13 protein-coding genes and 4 tRNA genes are annotated in these 16162 nt (G+C 55.1%); 3 read left to right on the plus strand and 14 right to left on the minus strand.

Annotated features, from left to right (window positions below; genetic code table 11):
- The first annotated feature begins 17 nt into the window (after window positions 1-17).
- The 3 genes from hemX (at window position 18) to A4308_RS06280 (ending at window position 3791) form a co-directional block, all read left to right on the plus strand.
- A complete protein-coding gene (gene hemX / locus A4308_RS06270) occupies window positions 18-1208 on the plus strand; it encodes a uroporphyrinogen-III C-methyltransferase (protein ID WP_045135420.1) in 1191 nt (396 codons plus the stop codon).
- A 2-nt stretch (window positions 1209-1210) separates the two neighbouring features.
- Window positions 1211-2410 (plus strand): protoheme IX biogenesis protein HemY, encoded by a 1200-nt coding sequence (gene hemY / locus A4308_RS06275; RefSeq protein WP_014885656.1) that lies wholly within the window; start codon window positions 1211-1213, stop codon window positions 2408-2410.
- Between the two features lie 169 nt (window positions 2411-2579).
- The gene (locus A4308_RS06280; protein ID WP_045135419.1) at window positions 2580-3791 is read left to right on the plus strand and encodes an MFS transporter; all 1212 of its coding nucleotides are present in this window, start codon (window positions 2580-2582) and stop codon (window positions 3789-3791) included.
- A 506-nt stretch (window positions 3792-4297) separates the two neighbouring features.
- Here A4308_RS06280 and A4308_RS06285 read toward each other — a convergent pair.
- From A4308_RS06285 to wzzE, 14 genes are all read right to left on the minus strand, one after another.
- Window positions 4298-4374 (minus strand) — tRNA-Pro (locus tag A4308_RS06285).
- Between the two features lie 45 nt (window positions 4375-4419).
- Window positions 4420-4504 (minus strand) — tRNA-Leu (locus tag A4308_RS06290).
- Window positions 4505-4525: 21 nt separating this feature from the next.
- A tRNA-His gene (locus A4308_RS06295) sits at window positions 4526-4601 on the minus strand.
- Window positions 4602-4668: 67 nt separating this feature from the next.
- A tRNA-Arg gene (locus A4308_RS06300) sits at window positions 4669-4745 on the minus strand.
- Window positions 4746-4847: 102 nt separating this feature from the next.
- On the minus strand, window positions 4848-6233 hold the full coding sequence (thrP, locus tag A4308_RS06305) for a bifunctional threonine/serine APC transporter ThrP (RefSeq protein ID WP_023331578.1): 1386 nt from the start codon (window positions 6231-6233) through the stop codon (window positions 4848-4850).
- A 197-nt stretch (window positions 6234-6430) separates the two neighbouring features.
- The gene (wecG, locus tag A4308_RS06310; RefSeq protein ID WP_045135418.1) at window positions 6431-7171 is read right to left on the minus strand and encodes a lipopolysaccharide N-acetylmannosaminouronosyltransferase; all 741 of its coding nucleotides are present in this window, start codon (window positions 7169-7171) and stop codon (window positions 6431-6433) included.
- 12 nt (window positions 7172-7183) lie between these two features.
- Window positions 7184-8536 carry an ECA oligosaccharide polymerase gene (wzyE, locus tag A4308_RS06315; RefSeq protein WP_045135417.1) on the minus strand — a complete coding sequence of 451 codons (1353 nt, stop codon included), beginning with the start codon at window positions 8534-8536 and terminating at the stop codon, window positions 7184-7186.
- Window positions 8533-9612 (minus strand): TDP-N-acetylfucosamine:lipid II N-acetylfucosaminyltransferase, encoded by a 1080-nt coding sequence (locus tag A4308_RS06320; RefSeq protein ID WP_032635142.1) that lies wholly within the window; start codon window positions 9610-9612, stop codon window positions 8533-8535. The genes wzyE and A4308_RS06320 overlap by 4 nt, the downstream gene beginning before the upstream one ends.
- On the minus strand, window positions 9609-10859 hold the full coding sequence (gene wzxE / locus A4308_RS06325) for a lipid III flippase WzxE (protein ID WP_045135416.1): 1251 nt from the start codon (window positions 10857-10859) through the stop codon (window positions 9609-9611). The genes A4308_RS06320 and wzxE overlap by 4 nt, the downstream gene beginning before the upstream one ends.
- A 1-nt stretch (window position 10860) precedes the next feature.
- A complete protein-coding gene (gene rffA, locus A4308_RS06330; protein ID WP_014885664.1) occupies window positions 10861-11991 on the minus strand; it encodes a dTDP-4-amino-4,6-dideoxygalactose transaminase in 1131 nt (376 codons plus the stop codon).
- A gap of 4 nt (window positions 11992-11995) precedes the next feature.
- Window positions 11996-12673: a dTDP-4-amino-4,6-dideoxy-D-galactose acyltransferase gene (gene rffC / locus A4308_RS06335; protein WP_045135415.1), complete on the minus strand. Its 678-nt coding sequence runs from the start codon at window positions 12671-12673 to the stop codon at window positions 11996-11998.
- Window positions 12670-13932, minus strand: coding sequence for a UDP-N-acetyl-D-mannosamine dehydrogenase (gene wecC, locus A4308_RS06340; RefSeq protein ID WP_045135414.1), 1263 nt, complete (start codon window positions 13930-13932; stop codon window positions 12670-12672). The genes rffC and wecC overlap by 4 nt, the downstream gene beginning before the upstream one ends.
- Window positions 13929-15059, minus strand: coding sequence for a non-hydrolyzing UDP-N-acetylglucosamine 2-epimerase (gene wecB, locus A4308_RS06345; protein WP_014885667.1), 1131 nt, complete (start codon window positions 15057-15059; stop codon window positions 13929-13931). The genes wecC and wecB overlap by 4 nt, the downstream gene beginning before the upstream one ends.
- A 56-nt stretch (window positions 15060-15115) precedes the next feature.
- Window positions 15116-16162 carry an ECA polysaccharide chain length modulation protein gene (gene wzzE / locus A4308_RS06350; RefSeq protein WP_014885668.1) on the minus strand — a complete coding sequence of 349 codons (1047 nt, stop codon included), beginning with the start codon at window positions 16160-16162 and terminating at the stop codon, window positions 15116-15118.

A 16162-nucleotide genomic window follows, 5' to 3' on the forward strand; every position in this document is an offset into this window, starting at 1 on the left:
TCAAATGGGAAGCCATAATGACGGAACACGAAAAATCCTCCGCCGTGGTTGAAGAGACCAGGGAGACTGTGGACACCACACCACAGCCAGAGACGACTGAGAAAACCGCTGAGAAGAAAAACGGCAGCAACAAAACCAGCCTCGCGCTGAGCGCAATTGCCATCGCCATTGCACTGGCGGCAGGTGTTGGCCTGTACGGCCTTGTGAAGCAACAGGGCGCTAACCAGACGGCCACCAGCGATACGCTGGTCAATCAGCTTACCTCCCTGCAAAAAGCGCAGGAAACGCAGAAAACCGAGCTGGAAGCGGTGATTAAGCAGCAGGCTGCCGCGCTGGCCGAGGCAAACAGCAAACAGGAAGAGCTGACCAAACAACTGGACGAAGTACAGCAAAAAGTCGCCACGATTTCCGGTACCGATGCCAAAACCTGGCTGCTCTCTCAGGCCGATTTCCTCGTAAAACTCGCCGGGCGTAAGCTCTGGAGCGACCAGGACGTTACCACCGCTGCCGCACTGCTGAAAAGCGCCGATGCAAGCCTGGCAGACATGAACGATCCCAGCCTCATTACCGCACGTCGCGCGATCACCGAAGATATCGCGAGTCTTTCCGCCGTTTCGCAGGTGGATTACGACGGCATTATCCTCAAGGTGAACCAGCTTTCGAATCAGATTGATAACCTGCAGCTGGCGGATAACAACGACGACGACTCCCCCATGGATTCCGACGGTACCGAGCTTTCCAGCTCTCTGAGCGAATGGCGCATTAACCTGCAGAAAAGCTGGCAGAACTTTATGGACAGCTTTATCACCATCCGTCGTCGCGATGAAACCGCTGTACCGCTGTTAGCGCCGAATCAGGATATCTATCTGCGCGAAAACATCCGTTCCCGCCTGCTGGTGGCGGCTCAGGCTGTGCCGCGTCATCAGGAAGAGACCTACAAACAGGCGCTGGATAACGTCTCGACGTGGGTGCGTGCGTATTACAATACCGATGACGCGACGACCACCGCTTTCCTCGAAGACATCGACAAGCTGAGCCAGCAGAACATCACGATGAACGTACCGGATAAGCTGGCCAGCCAGCCGATACTGGAGAAACTGATGCAGACGCGCGTGCGTAACCTGCTGGCACAGCCGGGCGTTCCGGCAGAGCAAACAGGCGGAGCGGCACCAGCGCCAGCGCCTGAAAGCGCGCCACAAGGAGAGTAATGATGCTAAAAGTTCTCTTACTCTTCATCTTGTTGATCGCCGGGATCGTCCTGGGACCGATGCTTGCCGGTCATCAGGGATACGTTCTGATCCAGACCGATAATTACAACATCGAAACCAGCGTAACGGGTCTGGTGATTATTCTGATCCTCGGCGTCGTAGTACTGCTGGCAGTCGAATGGATCCTGCGCCGTATTTTCCGTACCGGCGCGCATACGCGCGGCTGGTTCGTTGGCCGCAAGCGTCGTCGTGCGCGTAAGCAAACCGAGCAGGCGCTGCTTAAGCTCGCCGAAGGCGATTATCAGCAGGTTGAAAAGCTGATGTCGAAAAATGCCGACCATGCAGAACAGCCGGTGGTGAACTATCTTCTGGCTGCCGAAGCAGCGCAGCAGCGCGGTGATGAAGCCCGTGCGAATCAGCATCTGGAACGTGCGTCAGAACTGGCTTCCGGTGACCCGATTCCGGTTGAGATCACCCGCGTTCGTCTGCAGCTGGCACGCAATGAGAACCATGCGGCGCGCCATGGCATTGACCGCCTGCTGGAAATAGCTCCCCGCCATCCTGAAGTCCTGCGTCTTGCCGAACAGGCTTATATTCGTACCGGTGCGTGGGGCTCGCTGCTGGACATCATTCCGTCAATGGCGAAGGCCGAAGTGGGTGATGACGAGCATCGTGACGAGCTTCAGCGTCTGGCATGGATTGGCCTGATGGATCAGGCACGCGCCGACCTGGGTAGCGACGGCCTGAAGACCTGGTGGAAAAATCAGAGCCGGAAAACGCGTCAGCAGGTTCCTCTGCAGGTGGCGATGGCGGAACATCTTATTGAATGTGACGATCATGACACCGCCCAGGAGATCCTCCTCGACGGTCTCAAGCGCCAGTACGACGATCGTCTGGTCATGGTGATCCCGCGCCTGAAAACCAATAACCCAGAGCAAGTCGAGAAAGTGCTGCGTCAGCAGATCAAAACCGTCGGCGACCGCCCGCTGCTGTGGAGCACGCTGGGCCAGTCACTGATGAAGCACGGCGAATGGCAGGAGGCGAGCCTCGCCTTCCGTGCGGCACTGAAACAGCGTCCGGACGCCTATGACTACGCGTGGCTTGCCGATACGCTCGACAAACAGCATAAGCCAGAAGAGGCTGCTGCCATGCGGCGAGATGGGTTGCTGTTAACGTTGCAGAACAACGGCACGCAGCAGTAATTAACAGGGAGGCCAGACGGCCTCCTTTTTTTATCGCTTTTCTCCTGCTACATTCTTTACACCTCAAGCCACAAACGAACCCGCCAATGTAACGATGCCTTTTCATTAACTTTTTTTCGCACATGCGCGAATTGCGCGTGGACTAAATCGTTTCTGAAAGGAAATCGTCATGAACTCGCTTTTGTATGCGCTTATTGAAGCGCTGCGCTGCCATCGCTGGCTGCGCCTGCTTGCCTGTGCTTTTATCTTCTCTTCACTGGGAAATGGGTTAACCCAGGTTGTAGTCTTCGGGCTGCTGTTAGCGTGGTCAGCCCCGCCAGCCCTGCTTACCCTCGCCTTTCTTTTCGCCACGGTACCAGGGTTTTTCGGCAGCATGCTCGGTGAAAGGCTATGCTCGCGCTATTCTCCGATATCCCTGCTGATATTGACCGAAGGACTCGGCTTACTTGCCCTGCTCTTTCCCCTGCTTGGCGTGGGTTATCATAGCGTTGTCGCGTTACTCGCCGTGCAATCCACCGAAGCGCTACTCAGCGGGATGAGCTGGCCCGCCCTGACGTTGCTCTTCAAGCGCGGCCTCAGCGAAACGGAACTGCCTGCCGCCACCTGTCTGGAAAATGTTATTTTTGCGTCTCAGGTGCTATTAGGTACCGGGCTGGGCGTGGTGCTTTTTCAGAAGATGCCCGTGCTCGCCTTGCTGACCATTGATGCCATCAGTTTCCTCGGGTCGCTGGTCATGTTATGGCTGGCGGAACGCCTGTTTTCACCAGCTCCACACGACGCCCCTGAAGAAAAGGGGGTTTCTACGAAATTGCGCTGGCAGACATTGACCGTTCGGCAGAAACGCAGCTTGCTCATTTTGCCTGCGCTGGCCGCTGTCGGATCACCCGCTATGGCACTTCTTCCGGCACTGGCCCAGCAGCTACGCCCTCAGGATGCGGCTGGCCTTGCTCTGCCCCTGCTTTTTGCGAGGAGCATGGGGCAGCTTTGCGGCCCTTTGCTGCTTAAAAGAGACAGTCTGGCGCGTTTTGCGGCTCGTACGCCGCGATTATTACTTTGCCTTGGCATCTTTCTGGCCGCTTATGGAATGCTGCCGTTTATGGCCAACTGGGCAGGTTATGCGCCTGGGATGATCTTTGTCGCACATCTGGCCTCAAACGTGCTTTTTGCAGCGGGTACGTTTGGCATGCTCAGCCATTTTCAGGCCAGGCAAATCGCTGTTGCCAGCGGTAAAGCCTGGCGCTGGCAAACGCTCAGCGCCTCACTTTTCACTGGCATTGCAGCTGTGGTGGCTTCCGGGGTTGGCTCAGTACAGGCGCTATATATGGTTTCGTCAGCGGCTCTGCTGAGTGTTGCTCTCATCATGCGCTTTTATCAGGAATAAGGCATAAAAAAACGCCTGCTATAAAAGCAGGCGTTAAAACAGGTCTGTAAGACAACATATTTGGTGCTTCACTCAACGTTATGTCCATGGTGTCTGATGAGGCCGAAGCGACATCTGTCAGTGGACGATAAGCACCGTAAATGGCTCTGCGTCATTCCTGAGTTTATGAGGCACTAAGGCGAACATAAGAGATGGAATGAGCATCTACACGTATATTATTGCACGTAACGTGCCAGAGTTACACGCAAAACGTATACATGACGCAACATTTTAAGATAAAAGGAAATTATGCTGTTAAGCACTGTCTGAAGCTTCATAACGTATCGCTAAATGCAGAAATATGTCGTCAAAAAGAGACAGTAAAGCCCCTAAATAAATATTTCTATTACTTTCAACGGATTACATGTCGCTGAATCGCGACACTGAAAAAGGGCGCTGTCGGGGAATCACTACAGGAAAGAAACATCACAGAAAACAAAAAACCCCGCCGAAGCGGGGTTCAAAATTGGTCGGCGAGAGAGGATTCGAACCTCCGACCCACTGGTCCCAAACCAGTTGCGCTACCAAGCTGCGCTACTCGCCGATGTACTGCTTTTTGAATTTTTAGTTCAATTCATTTAAAAAGTCGTGGTGCGAGGGGGGGACTCGAACCCCCACATCCTAAGGACACTAACACCTGAAGCTAGCGCGTCTACCAATTCCGCCACCTTCGCAATTCACAACTCTTTCAATAATGGGGTGGCTAATGGGATTCGAACCCACGACAACTGGAATCACAATCCAGGGCTCTACCAACTGAGCTATAGCCACCACTGTATTCTTTCACGCGGTACTGACTACTTCTCAGACCACCGCAGCTCTAGCGCCGGGACTAAAATGGCGCGCCCGACAGGATTCGAACCTGAGACCTCTGCCTCCGGAGGGCAGCGCTCTATCCAGCTGAGCTACGGGCGCTTAGCGCCGTTGCGGGGCTGGATATTACGTACCTCCGTCCCCGCTGTCTAGTGATTTTTTGAAAAAAATGCGCGTTTGGTTATGGTTTGCACATTTTGCCGCTTATTCCTCCACTTTGTGCGTGGTGCCGCGGCGACCCAGGCCAAAAAGCTTATACGCGGCCGTCACTGCCGCCAGGAAGATTAGCCCGACAAACAGCGACATGCGGGTATCTTCATTAAAGTACATTCCAATTAATACGCAAATCAGGAACGCCATCGTTAAATAGTTCGCATACGGGAACAGGATCGAGCGGAACGGATGGCTGGCGATCGCTTTTTTATGTGCATGACGGAAACGCAGCTGGCTGATGAGAATGACAAACCACGGCACCATACCCGGCAGCACGCTGGCACTGTAGACGTAAACAAACACACGCTGCGGATTAGGAATGATGTAATTCAGGCATGAGCCAATCAGCAGAATCACAATGGATACCGCGACCCCCGCAACTGGCACACCCGCACGTGATACTTTACTCATCGCCGCAGGTAGCTGGTTATTTTTCGAGAGTGCGTAGAGCATACGGCCACAGCTGTACATCCCGCTGTTACAGCCAGAGAGTGCCGCTGTCAAAACCACAAAGTTGATGATGCCTGCTGCTGCGGTAATACCAATCTTCGCAAAGGTTAAAACGAACGGGCTTCCGGTCGTGCCAATTTCATTCCACGGGAAGATAGTCACGATAACGAAGATCGCGCCCACATAGAAAATCAGGATGCGCCACAGCACTTTGCCCACCGCGCTGCGCAGCGTGACCTGCGGGTTTTTCGCTTCACCGGCAGTAATACCGATCAGCTCCACACCCTGATATGAAGCCACCACGATACACAGCGCTGTCAGGAAGCCCTTCCAGCCGCCAGCGAAGAAGCCGCCGTGTTCAGTCAGGTTGCCAAAGCCGATGGCGTGCCCACCGTTGCCAAAGCCAAAGAAAATCACGCCCAGACCAATCACAATCATCACGATGATGGTGGTCACTTTGATCATCGCAAACCAGAACTCGATTTCACCGTACAGGCGCACCGCGGCCAGGTTTGCCAGCGCCACCAGCCCCACGGCAATCAGCGCCGGTATCCACTGGACCATGTCCGGGAACCAGAACTGGACATAGACCCCTATCGCGGTGATTTCAGAGATGCCCACCGCCATCCACATAAACCAGTAGGACCAGGCTGTCAGGTAGCCGAAGAACGGGCTCATATAACGGTGCGCGTAAACGGCAAAAGATCCGGTTACGGGTTCCAGAAAGAGCATTTCGCCCATTGAGCGCATGATGAAGAAAACAAACAGCCCGGCGATGATATACGCCAGTAATACGGAAGGGCCTGCCCATTTAAGGGTGCTTGCGGAGCCCATAAACAGGCCCACGCCGATAGTGCCGCCCAGCGCGATCAGTTCGATATGACGAGCTTCCAGCCCACGCTGTAGCTCCGGTTGTTTCTCTGCCATAGATCCTCGATTGTGTTTGCTGTTTCCCGGCTTAATACCGGGTATTGTTTTTTAGGGGGACTAAAATACGGAGCGAATGGTTTCTTAAAATCGACCAAATGGCAAACGATGCATAAAAAAAATGAATGCATTGCACAAATTATCAGCAGTTTTGCAGGCGAGTTGCAGCGCGAACAGCATATCGCGCTACATTTTGATTACATTTTCCCGGTGTAGTGCCAGGCGAGGTAGCGAAGCAGACGAATCTGTCGTTTAATGCGGGTGGGTTGTGAAAGCAGGCGGTAGAGCCATTCCAGCCCCATATTTTGCCAGACCGTCGGTGCACGCTTAACGTGGCCGGTAAAGACGTCGTAGGTGCCTCCTACGCCCATATACAGGGCATCCGGGCTGACCAGCCGACAGTCGCGCATCAGGATTTCCTGGCGCGGGGAACCCATCGCCACGGTGACAATTTTTGCCCCGCAGTCGCGAACGCGTGCAAACAAGGCCTGCCGTTCTTCAGGCTTAAAGTAACCATCCTGACTGCCGACAATATTAACATTCCACTGACGACGCAGCTTCTCTTCGGTCTGTGCCAGCACTTCGGGCTTACCGCCAATCAGGAAGACTGGCGTCCCCTCCGCGCCCGCGCGGGCCATAAGATGCTCCCAGAGATCGGCCCCCGCCACGCGGGAAACATTAGCGCCAGGAAACTTTTTACGGATAGATCGGACCACGCTAATCCCGTCCGCGTATTTAAATTCAGCCGCTTCAATCAGGCTTTTGACTTCGGCGTTATCTTCCACCGCCAGCATCTTTTCTGCATTGATGGCAACCAGCGTACCGGATTTCATCTGACCATCGGCAAAAAGAAAATCCAGCGCGTGCTGCATATCGCGCCAGCCAATAAGCTGCAAACCACGAAGCGCATAACGCGGTGCAGAAGTTTTATCCGTCATGACTATCCTTTCTTAAACTTGCGACAGCGTTGTGCTGCCCTGTTGCCCGCGCTTGTGCACAAGCCCTGCACTGTCAAACAGCCAGTACAGCAATTTGGCCAGTAACAGGCTGATGCCGAAAACGACCATGAAGAACACCACGCGCGAAACGAATGAATCCAGGCCTTCGCGCGCCAGAACGATCATATTGAAAATGGCACCAAAGCAGAAACTGTGCAAAATGGCCGCTTTGTAGCGGTTCGTCTCTTCAATACCGCGCAGGTAAAGCCAGTCGAACCATTTAATAATCAGCCCTACGACAACCGCACCAGGCAGGATAAACCAGCCGCCGCCCATCACCACCAGGGAGCCGATCAGCGTTGGCGAGATCGCCAGACCCGAATGATTGTTCAACACTTCCCAGGTAAAATAGTTCGCGGTATTGAGCACCACGCCAGGGCGGTCCGGCCATAGCCAGCTCGGGATAAAGACATAGAAGTCGCGAACAATCGGCGCAAGCCCCTGGAAATCAATCTTGTCGTAGTTTTGTAGCAGCAAGGCCAGGTTTTCCCACGGCGAGAAGGTATCGCGCGTCAGGTAGAGGAACGTGTAAAACGCCTCATCGCCCGCCACGTTCATCCCGTAGCGCTTCAGCGCCAGCCAGAACATCCCCACAATGCCAAACACCCCTGCCGCCACCAGCATCCACAGCGAGATCCAGCCGCGGATAATGCCGATAAACAAGAAGATAGCGAAAGCAATGATGATATTGGCACGCGTACCGCCCACAATCATGTAGGTCAGGATACCGAACGCGACGGTACTGACCAGGAAGAATAGCCACGCTTTGCTGTCCTGTCGCAGGAAGAAAATCACCAGCATCGCCGGGATAAAGAAGTAGAAGAATCGCTTTAACGCCACGCCCGAAACTTCAGCCGAAAAAATCTGGCTGTAGGAGTTGAGCTTAAACAGCAGGAAGCCGTTATGCATAAAGAAGATCCCGACACTGACCAGGGCGATAGCCATCAATATCACCCATGTCAGGTGGGTCTCCACCCGATTCATAGTAAAGAGCGCCCGGCGTGATGCAGTGGCCCTGGCTGAACGCAGCCGCGTTTTGTAGGTGACGTAGTAAACCGCATAGAAACAGGTCGCCGCCAGAAGCGCCTGGAGCAAGATTTCCGGCGGCGCGACGCTCACGTCAAACCGGAAAACCAGAATGCTGGTCAGCGGGAAGCCGAAAAAGAAGGTCAGCAGAAACAGTAACGAGAAGAATACGTTAAAGTTGAAGCGCACCCGGCGGAATTCAAACCAGGTGAGGGTGGCGATAAACAGCGTGCTCAGAAGCCAGACAACCAGTAAGCCGCTGAATTGCAACTGACTCATGCTTTGTCTCCTGACGCGATACGCAGCGCACGATGCCACGGTGTGAGATAGTTCGGGCTGAAAAAGTCGATACTGTTTTTATCCACCAGCGTGAGCTGGCGTTGTGCTTCCCGTACCACCTCGACATTCAGCGTATCGGAGGTAAACAGCACCGGAATATGCTGTTCAACCATATCCTGCCAGAATGGGTTGTCACGGTTGAGCACGCACGGCACCCCCGCCTGGATCAGCAGACACAACGTACCTATCCCCTGCTGACGCGCAAAGATAAAATAGCCGAGATCGCATTTTCTTAGCAGCGTAAGGTATTCATCAAACGCCAGCTTTTCACTGAGGATTTGAAGATTCTCAGGGCTAAAAAGCGTAAGACCCTGCTGGCGAACCTCGTTGATGTAGGCGTCGTTATTGGCCGGATAACCCATCGGCACGACCACGTTCACCGTGTCGCCAAACTGCTGGTGTACCGCCCGCAGCGCGGCAACATGCTCGTTACTGCGGTCGCCTGAATTTCCCACCAGAATCGTCAGCTTGCCTTCACGAACCGTGTCATTCGCCAGGGTATTTAGCGCCGGATCCATGCGGGTTGGGAAATAGATTAGCTCACCGCGCACGTTCGGATGCTGTTTCGCAAAATAGTTGAGATCGCCACGGGTGGCAAAAACGCAGCCCACCCTGCCCTGTGCCATCCGGCGAAGGGGATAGAAAAGGCGGAATTTCCAGCCGCGTGAGACTTCGTAGAGATCCGCCCCCCAGATATGCCAGCTGCACTGGGAAGGTTTGATTCCCCCGCTGAGCAGGGCCAGCCACAGGCCGGTATTGAACTGCCCGTGGAAAAAGAAACGTTGCTGGCGATTCGCTTTGGCTTTGGCAATGACCGCCTTCGCCAGCGCGGCCTTGTCTGGCCAGAAGCGAAGAGTCAGCGCCGGAAATGCCTCGCTCAGGCCCTTATCCTGACCTGCAACCATAAACTCACGTGCATCAGGGTTACCCGGTGCCAGTTCATCGTTAAAGAACCGCAAAACGGTCTGGTTATGGTGTGGGATATCCGATCCCAGGATGTGAATCAGTGCAGTCATGCGCGTTTACGCCACAATAAAAATACGCCGCAACAGGCAGCGAAATAAACGATATAGGTTGCCATATAGGCCTGAGCCGCCCCCAGCGCACCATGCGAAGGTATCAGCCAGTGTGAAAATGCCGTCAGTAACCCAAACTGGCTTATCTCCGCCAGGATATACAGCCGCAGCGAGGCTTTCGCAATCACCAGGTAGCCGAAAACGTAAGCCCCCACTTTCAGCACATCGCCCACCAGTTGCCAGGCAAACAGATCGCGCATGGCGGTAAACTTCGCTGAGAAAAGCAGCCAGATGGCGACATCGCGCAATAGCCAGACGGTAAAACTGGCCGCCGCCACGGCGGGAAGCACAAAGCGCAGCGAGCGGAAAATCTCACGGGTAATATCCTGCCTGGACGTCAGACGCGATAAGGTTGGCAGCAAATAAACGCTAAAGGAAGCCGTAATAAACTGTAGGTAGGCGTCGGAAATACTGCTTACGCCCTGCCAGATCCCTACCTCATCCCAGCTATAATGCGCCGCCAGCAGGTTTCGCATCATCACGTAAGCCACCGGCAGCGTGACGGAGGTGATGAGCGCCATCAGGGTAAATTTACCCAACTGGCTGGCAAGCACTTTGTCCCATCGCGGTTTGAGGTAGCTCAGAGGGATAACGCCCCGACGCATCAGCATAAACGCGGCAGGAACGACAACCAGCGCCGGAACCAGCGCCAGTCCAAGCAGTGCCCCTTCATAGCCACCCAGGCGGTAGCAGAAGTAATAGGCAATCACGCCGATGACGCTCCCCAGGATTAACGCAAGCGCGTTCCCGGCAGCATCACGAAAGCCTTTCATCAATGCCAGGAGCAGGTTTGCCCAGGCAATACCCATCTGAACCAATGCGACCAGACGCACCAGCCCCTCATACCGGGTGTGCCCAAATAATCCCTGACTGATGGGGGCCGCCGCCAGCAGAAAGACAATCGCCATCAGGGTCGAAAAACCCGTGACCATCGCCGACGAGGTGCCCACCACCCTGCGAAGCTGAGCCGCATCATCATGATACTGAGCAACGTATTTGGTCACACCGTTGAAGATACCGGCCCCGGCCAGCACGCCAAGGACGGTCACCAGCTGGCGGAAGTTCCCCGCCAGCCCGACGCCTGAAGGACCGAATGAGACGGCCAGCAGCTTGACGACCAGCAGTCCGGCGCCAATCTTTACAAGCGTGGACGCGGCGGTCCACACCGATGCTTTTGCCAGAGACATATCAGCCGAAATAACTCAGAAGGGTATTAATCACCGTACGCTGGTTAACTGGCGCGAGGTTGTAGAACAGTGGCAAGCGAAGCAAACGCTCACTTTCTTTTGTAGTGTAACGGTCTTCACCGGCGAACACCCCGAACGCCTCGCCTGCCGGGCTCGAATGTAGCGGAATGTAGTGGAACACAGCCATAATTTCGGCTTCTTTCAGCCAGGCGATGAGCTGGCTGCGATCGTCGTTATCGCGAAGCTTGATGTAGAACATGTGGGCATTGTGAACGCAATCAGCCGGAATAGTTGGCAGCTCGATACGCCCGGCTTTTGCCAGCGGTTCAAGTGCATCGTAATAGGTTTGCCACAGGGACAGGCGCTGAAGGTTAATCCGCTCCGCCGCTTCCAGCTGTGCCCACAGATATGCCGCCTGCAGATCCGCCATCAGATAGCTTGAGCCGATATCGCGCCAGGTGTATTTATCCACCTGCCCGCGGAAGAACTGGCTGCGGTTGGTGCCTTTTTCACGGATCACTTCCGCACGCTCCACGAGCGCCGGGTCGTTGATCAGCGTCGCGCCACCTTCTCCACCCGCCGTATAGTTTTTCGTTTCGTGGAAGCTAAAGCAGCCAATGTGGCCGATAGTGCCCAGCGCGCGTCCCTTGTAGGTGGACATCACACCCTGAGCGGCATCTTCCACCACAAACAGGTTGTGTTTTTTGGCGATCGCCATGATGGTGTCCATTTCACAGGCTACGCCCGCGTAGTGAACCGGCACGATCGCCCGCGTTTTGTCGGTGATCGCCGCGTCAATCAGCGTCTCATCAATGTTCATGGTATCCGGGCGGATATCCACAAAGACGATTTTTGCTCCGCGCAGGACAAACGCATTTGCTGTGGAGACAAAGGTATAGCTCGGCATGATCACTTCATCGCCGGGCTGGATATCCAGCAGCAGTGCCGCCATTTCCAGCGATGCCGTACAGGACGGGGTCAGCAGCACTTTAGCGCTGCGAAAACGCTGCTCCATCCACTGCTGACAGCGACGGGTGAAACCGCCATCACCGCAAAGTTTGCCGCTGCCCATGGCAGACTGCATATAGTCGAGTTCCGTACCGACGACGGGGGGGGCGTTAAATGGAATCATCTTGTCACCTGTATAACCAGTAGGCGGTGGCGTCGATGTTGGCACCACTCGCAATATAACGTTTAAGCGCGGCAGTGTTGCCCATTTGGGTAGCCACCCGCAGCGTCACACTCTGCTGCTGCTGCGCCCAGTGCAGCGCCGCCTGCATGAGTTTTGCCCCCATACCGCGTCCGGCTAATAAGCCAATACGCGCCTCGCGCTCGTTGAGCTTACGCAGCGAAACGAATCCCTGTATCTGACCGTCCGCGGCACGACACACCAGACAGACGTGGTCAAAGGTGCCTTTGACCGCATTCTCAATCCACTGGGCATAGAAGCGTCCGCTGTCATCAGGTGCATACCAGGGCGCACGAAAGCGGCTCTGAGCAAATGCCTTAGCCGCCATCTGGCGTAATACAGGGATATCCTGTTCCGTTGCAAGTTCCGCCCCGCACGCATCGTGTCGGGTAAGGGCAATAGACAGGTCTGCCTCACCTTCAACCAGCTGAAAACCGTGTTGCTGGAGCACATCAAGCCAATCGGCGCGGTCCGCCGGGATCTTAGCCTGCACGCGCTGCCAGGCGCTGAAGTCAGCTTCCTGCAGTGCAGGCGCATCCTCACGCAAGCGCACTATCGCCGAGGGGCGTGCAAAAAAAGTGCTTTCCCATTCAAGGGATTCAAGCACGCCGTGGAGTTCACTCAACGCCAGACGCCTTTGGTATCAACGACATACTGTTGATGCACGGTATCACCAGACGTCGCTTTAAACTCTTTATGATCCACCAGCAGCACCAGCACATCCGCCGTTGCCAGCGCGTCATCAAGGGTCGTCAACGTGCAGTGCCCCGCCAGTTTAGCCGGCAGTTCATGGATATTCGGCTCAACCACCACCGTGTCGCCCTTGTGCCACCCGGCGATCATCTCGGCAATTTCCATTGCCGGGCTTTCGCGCAAATCGTCAATATTGGGTTTAAACGCCAGGCCAAAGCAGGCGATTTTCAGCTCGCTGGCTCGCTTGCCGCTCTCTGCAAGACAATCGGCTACCGTGGCTTTGACCTGGTTGAGCACCCAGTGAGGTTTGCTGTCGTTCACTTCGCGCGCGGTACGGATCAGACGCGCCTGCGCCGGATTCTGCGCCACGATAAACCACGGATCGACGGCGATACAGTGTCCACCCACACCCGGGCCCGGCTGAAGAATGTTCACGCGCGGATGGCGATTCGCCAGGCGAATCAATTCCCAGACGTTAATTCCCTGATCGGCGCAGATCAGCGACAGCTCATTCGCAAAGGCGATATTCACGTCACGGAAGCTGTTTTCCGTCAGCTTGCACATTTCAGCGGTGCGGGAGTTGGTCACTACGCATTCGCCTTCGAGGAAAATTTTGTACAGGGCGCTGGCACGTTCCGAGCAGACGGGAGTCATACCGCCAATAACGCGATCGTTTTTAATCAGCTCAACCATGACCTGGCCCGGCAGCACTCGCTCCGGACAGTAGGCGATGTTGATATCCGCCTGCTCTCCCGCCTGTTGCGGGAAGCTTAAATCGGGACGCGCGTCGGCCAGCCACTGCGCCATCTGCTCGGTGGCGCCCACTGGCGAGGTCGATTCCAGGATCACCAGCGCCCCTTTCTTCAGCACAGGGGCAATGGATTTCGCTGCCGCCTCGACGTAGATCATATCGGGCTCGTGCTCGCCTTTAAAAGGCGTCGGGACGGCGATCAGGTACGCATCCGCTTCCACTGGCGTCGTGCTGGCACGCAGGAAGCCGCCGTCAACAGCCTCTTTCACCACGCGGTCCAGATCGGGCTCAACAATATGAATTTCGCCGCGGTTAATGGTTTCCACCGCCCGGGCATTGATATCCACACCGACAACCTGTTTCTGACGAGAGGCAAACGCCGCCGCGGTGGGCAGGCCAATGTAGCCAAGACCAATGACAGAGATGGTAGTAAAACTCATAGCGATACCCGATTGTGTTTAAGTGCATGCAAAATACGACCACAAGCCTGGCCATCTCCGTACGGATTATGGGCCCGGCTCATTGTCTGATATGCGTCATCATCATGCAGAAGTCGCGTCACCTCTTCGACGATGAGCTGCGCGTCAGTACCGACCAGACGCACGGTACCCGCTTTAACCGCTTCCGGGCGTTCAGTCGTTTCACGCATCACCAGCACCGGCTTGCCGAGGGACGGTGCTTCCTCCTGAATGCCGCCGGAATCGGTGAGGATCAGCCAGGCATGGTTCATCAGCCAGACAAACGGCAGGTAGTCCTGCGGTTCAATCAGCAGGACATTTTCAACATGGCCAAGGATGCGGTTGACCGGCTCGCTGACGTTAGGATTGAGGTGGACCGGATAGACAATCTGTACATCGACGTTCTGCGCCGCAATTTCAGCCAGCGCGTGACAGATTTGCTCAAAACCCCGGCCAAAGCTTTCGCGACGATGGCCTGTGACCAGAATGGTTTTTTTGCCGTTATTCAGGAATGGATAGCGGGCTGCGAGCGCTTTCTGCAGATCGCTGTTTGCCAGGACGCGATCGCGTACCCAAATCAACGCATCAATGACCGTATTGCCGGTCACAAAAATTTTGTTGTCGGCGATATTTTCGCGCAGCAGGTTCTGACGCGAATTCTCGGTAGGGGCAAAATGGTACATCGCCAGATGGCCGGTAAGCGTACGGTTGGCCTCTTCTGGCCACGGCGAATAAAGGTTGCCGGTACGCAGGCCCGCCTCAACATGGCCGACGGGAATACGCTGGTAAAAAGCGGCCAGGCTTGTTGCCATCGTCGTCGTGGTATCGCCATGTACCAGAACAACGTCGGGCTGGAATGACTCCAGGATCGGCTTGAGACCTTGCAGTATGCGGCAGGTTATTTCCGTCAATCCTTGTCCCGGCTTCATAATATTGAGATCGTAATCCGGGACGATGGAAAAGAGCGTTAAGACCTGGTCGAGCATCTCACGGTGCTGGGCCGTAACGCAGACTTTCGCTTCAATATCAGGGTCGCTGGCCAGCGCATGTACCAGAGGCGCCATCTTAATGGCCTCCGGCCTGGTGCCAAATACGGTAAGTACTTTCACATCGATTCTCTTCGATTAGACGATGAAGGCCCTGGCCTTCATCGTAAACGGCGTTCTTAGTTTGCGCGACGACGCGTTAACGCAACACCAGCACCAGCGAGTGCACCCACAATCCCCCACATGATCATCAGGAATGCACGGCGCGGACTATCGCGTTTTACAGGTTCTTCAGGTGTTCTCAAATAACGATAGGTCTGAAAACGCGGGTCCATCGTGGGACCGACATTAAGCGTGTTCAACATCGCGCGATTTTGATCGTAGTCGAGGTCAAAATCAGGGCCAACGGCCTGCAGATTTTCCAGACGCGCCTGCAACATTGGGCGACCAAGCAGGAACATTTCAGAGTCAGGCAATTCATCTGCCGGGACATCCGTCTCAGAGCGGGAAATATTGTGCTGCTCCGCAATTTTCAACGCCTGTTCAATGTTATGTATGCGTCGGGCGAAAATGGCATTTGCCACTTCCTCCTGGCGTTTGACCTGCGCCTTCATCTGGATTGTGCGGGCCGCCCATGCGCCTTTCAGCTCTTCATTAAGATGGCTTGCGGCACGCTGGCTGGCAAACGCGACGTACTGACGCAACAGATTGTTGGCGTCCGGCGCGGTTTCTGCAATCAGCTTGACGCTGTCGTTGACGTTACGCAGCGCATCACCCGGCATAAATTGAACATTGTTAATCAGATCGTCCAGCAGCGCGGCATCGGCTTTGGTGTTATCAACCCGACGCTGCTTGTAGTAATCCGTCTGGGACCAGAAATCGCGGCGTGTATCCCACGAGGCCAGTTGCATCACAAACTCTTTATAGGCTTCATCCATAACGGAAGCCTGGTCCGGCGTCGCGAGATTGGCTTTAATATCCAGGTTTCGCAGGAATTGCTGCTGGGAATAGTACCCCCCGAGCATGTTAACCGTTGGTCTGTCTGTGATTGCCGTGGCGCTCCACTCCTGTTTTGCAAAGAATGTGTAGGCCAGCGCCAACAGTGCAAACCCCAGCGCGATCCCCGCAATCCAAAGTTTGCCTGCCCATAACACGCGAAACAAACCCCGAATATCCAGTTCATTCTCAGTTACCACTGATTTCGCTCCCGCCAACGGTTGAGTCAT

The sequence above is a fragment of the Enterobacter sp. ODB01 genome (assembly GCF_001623605.1).
GTDB lineage: Bacteria > Pseudomonadota > Gammaproteobacteria > Enterobacterales > Enterobacteriaceae > Enterobacter > Enterobacter kobei.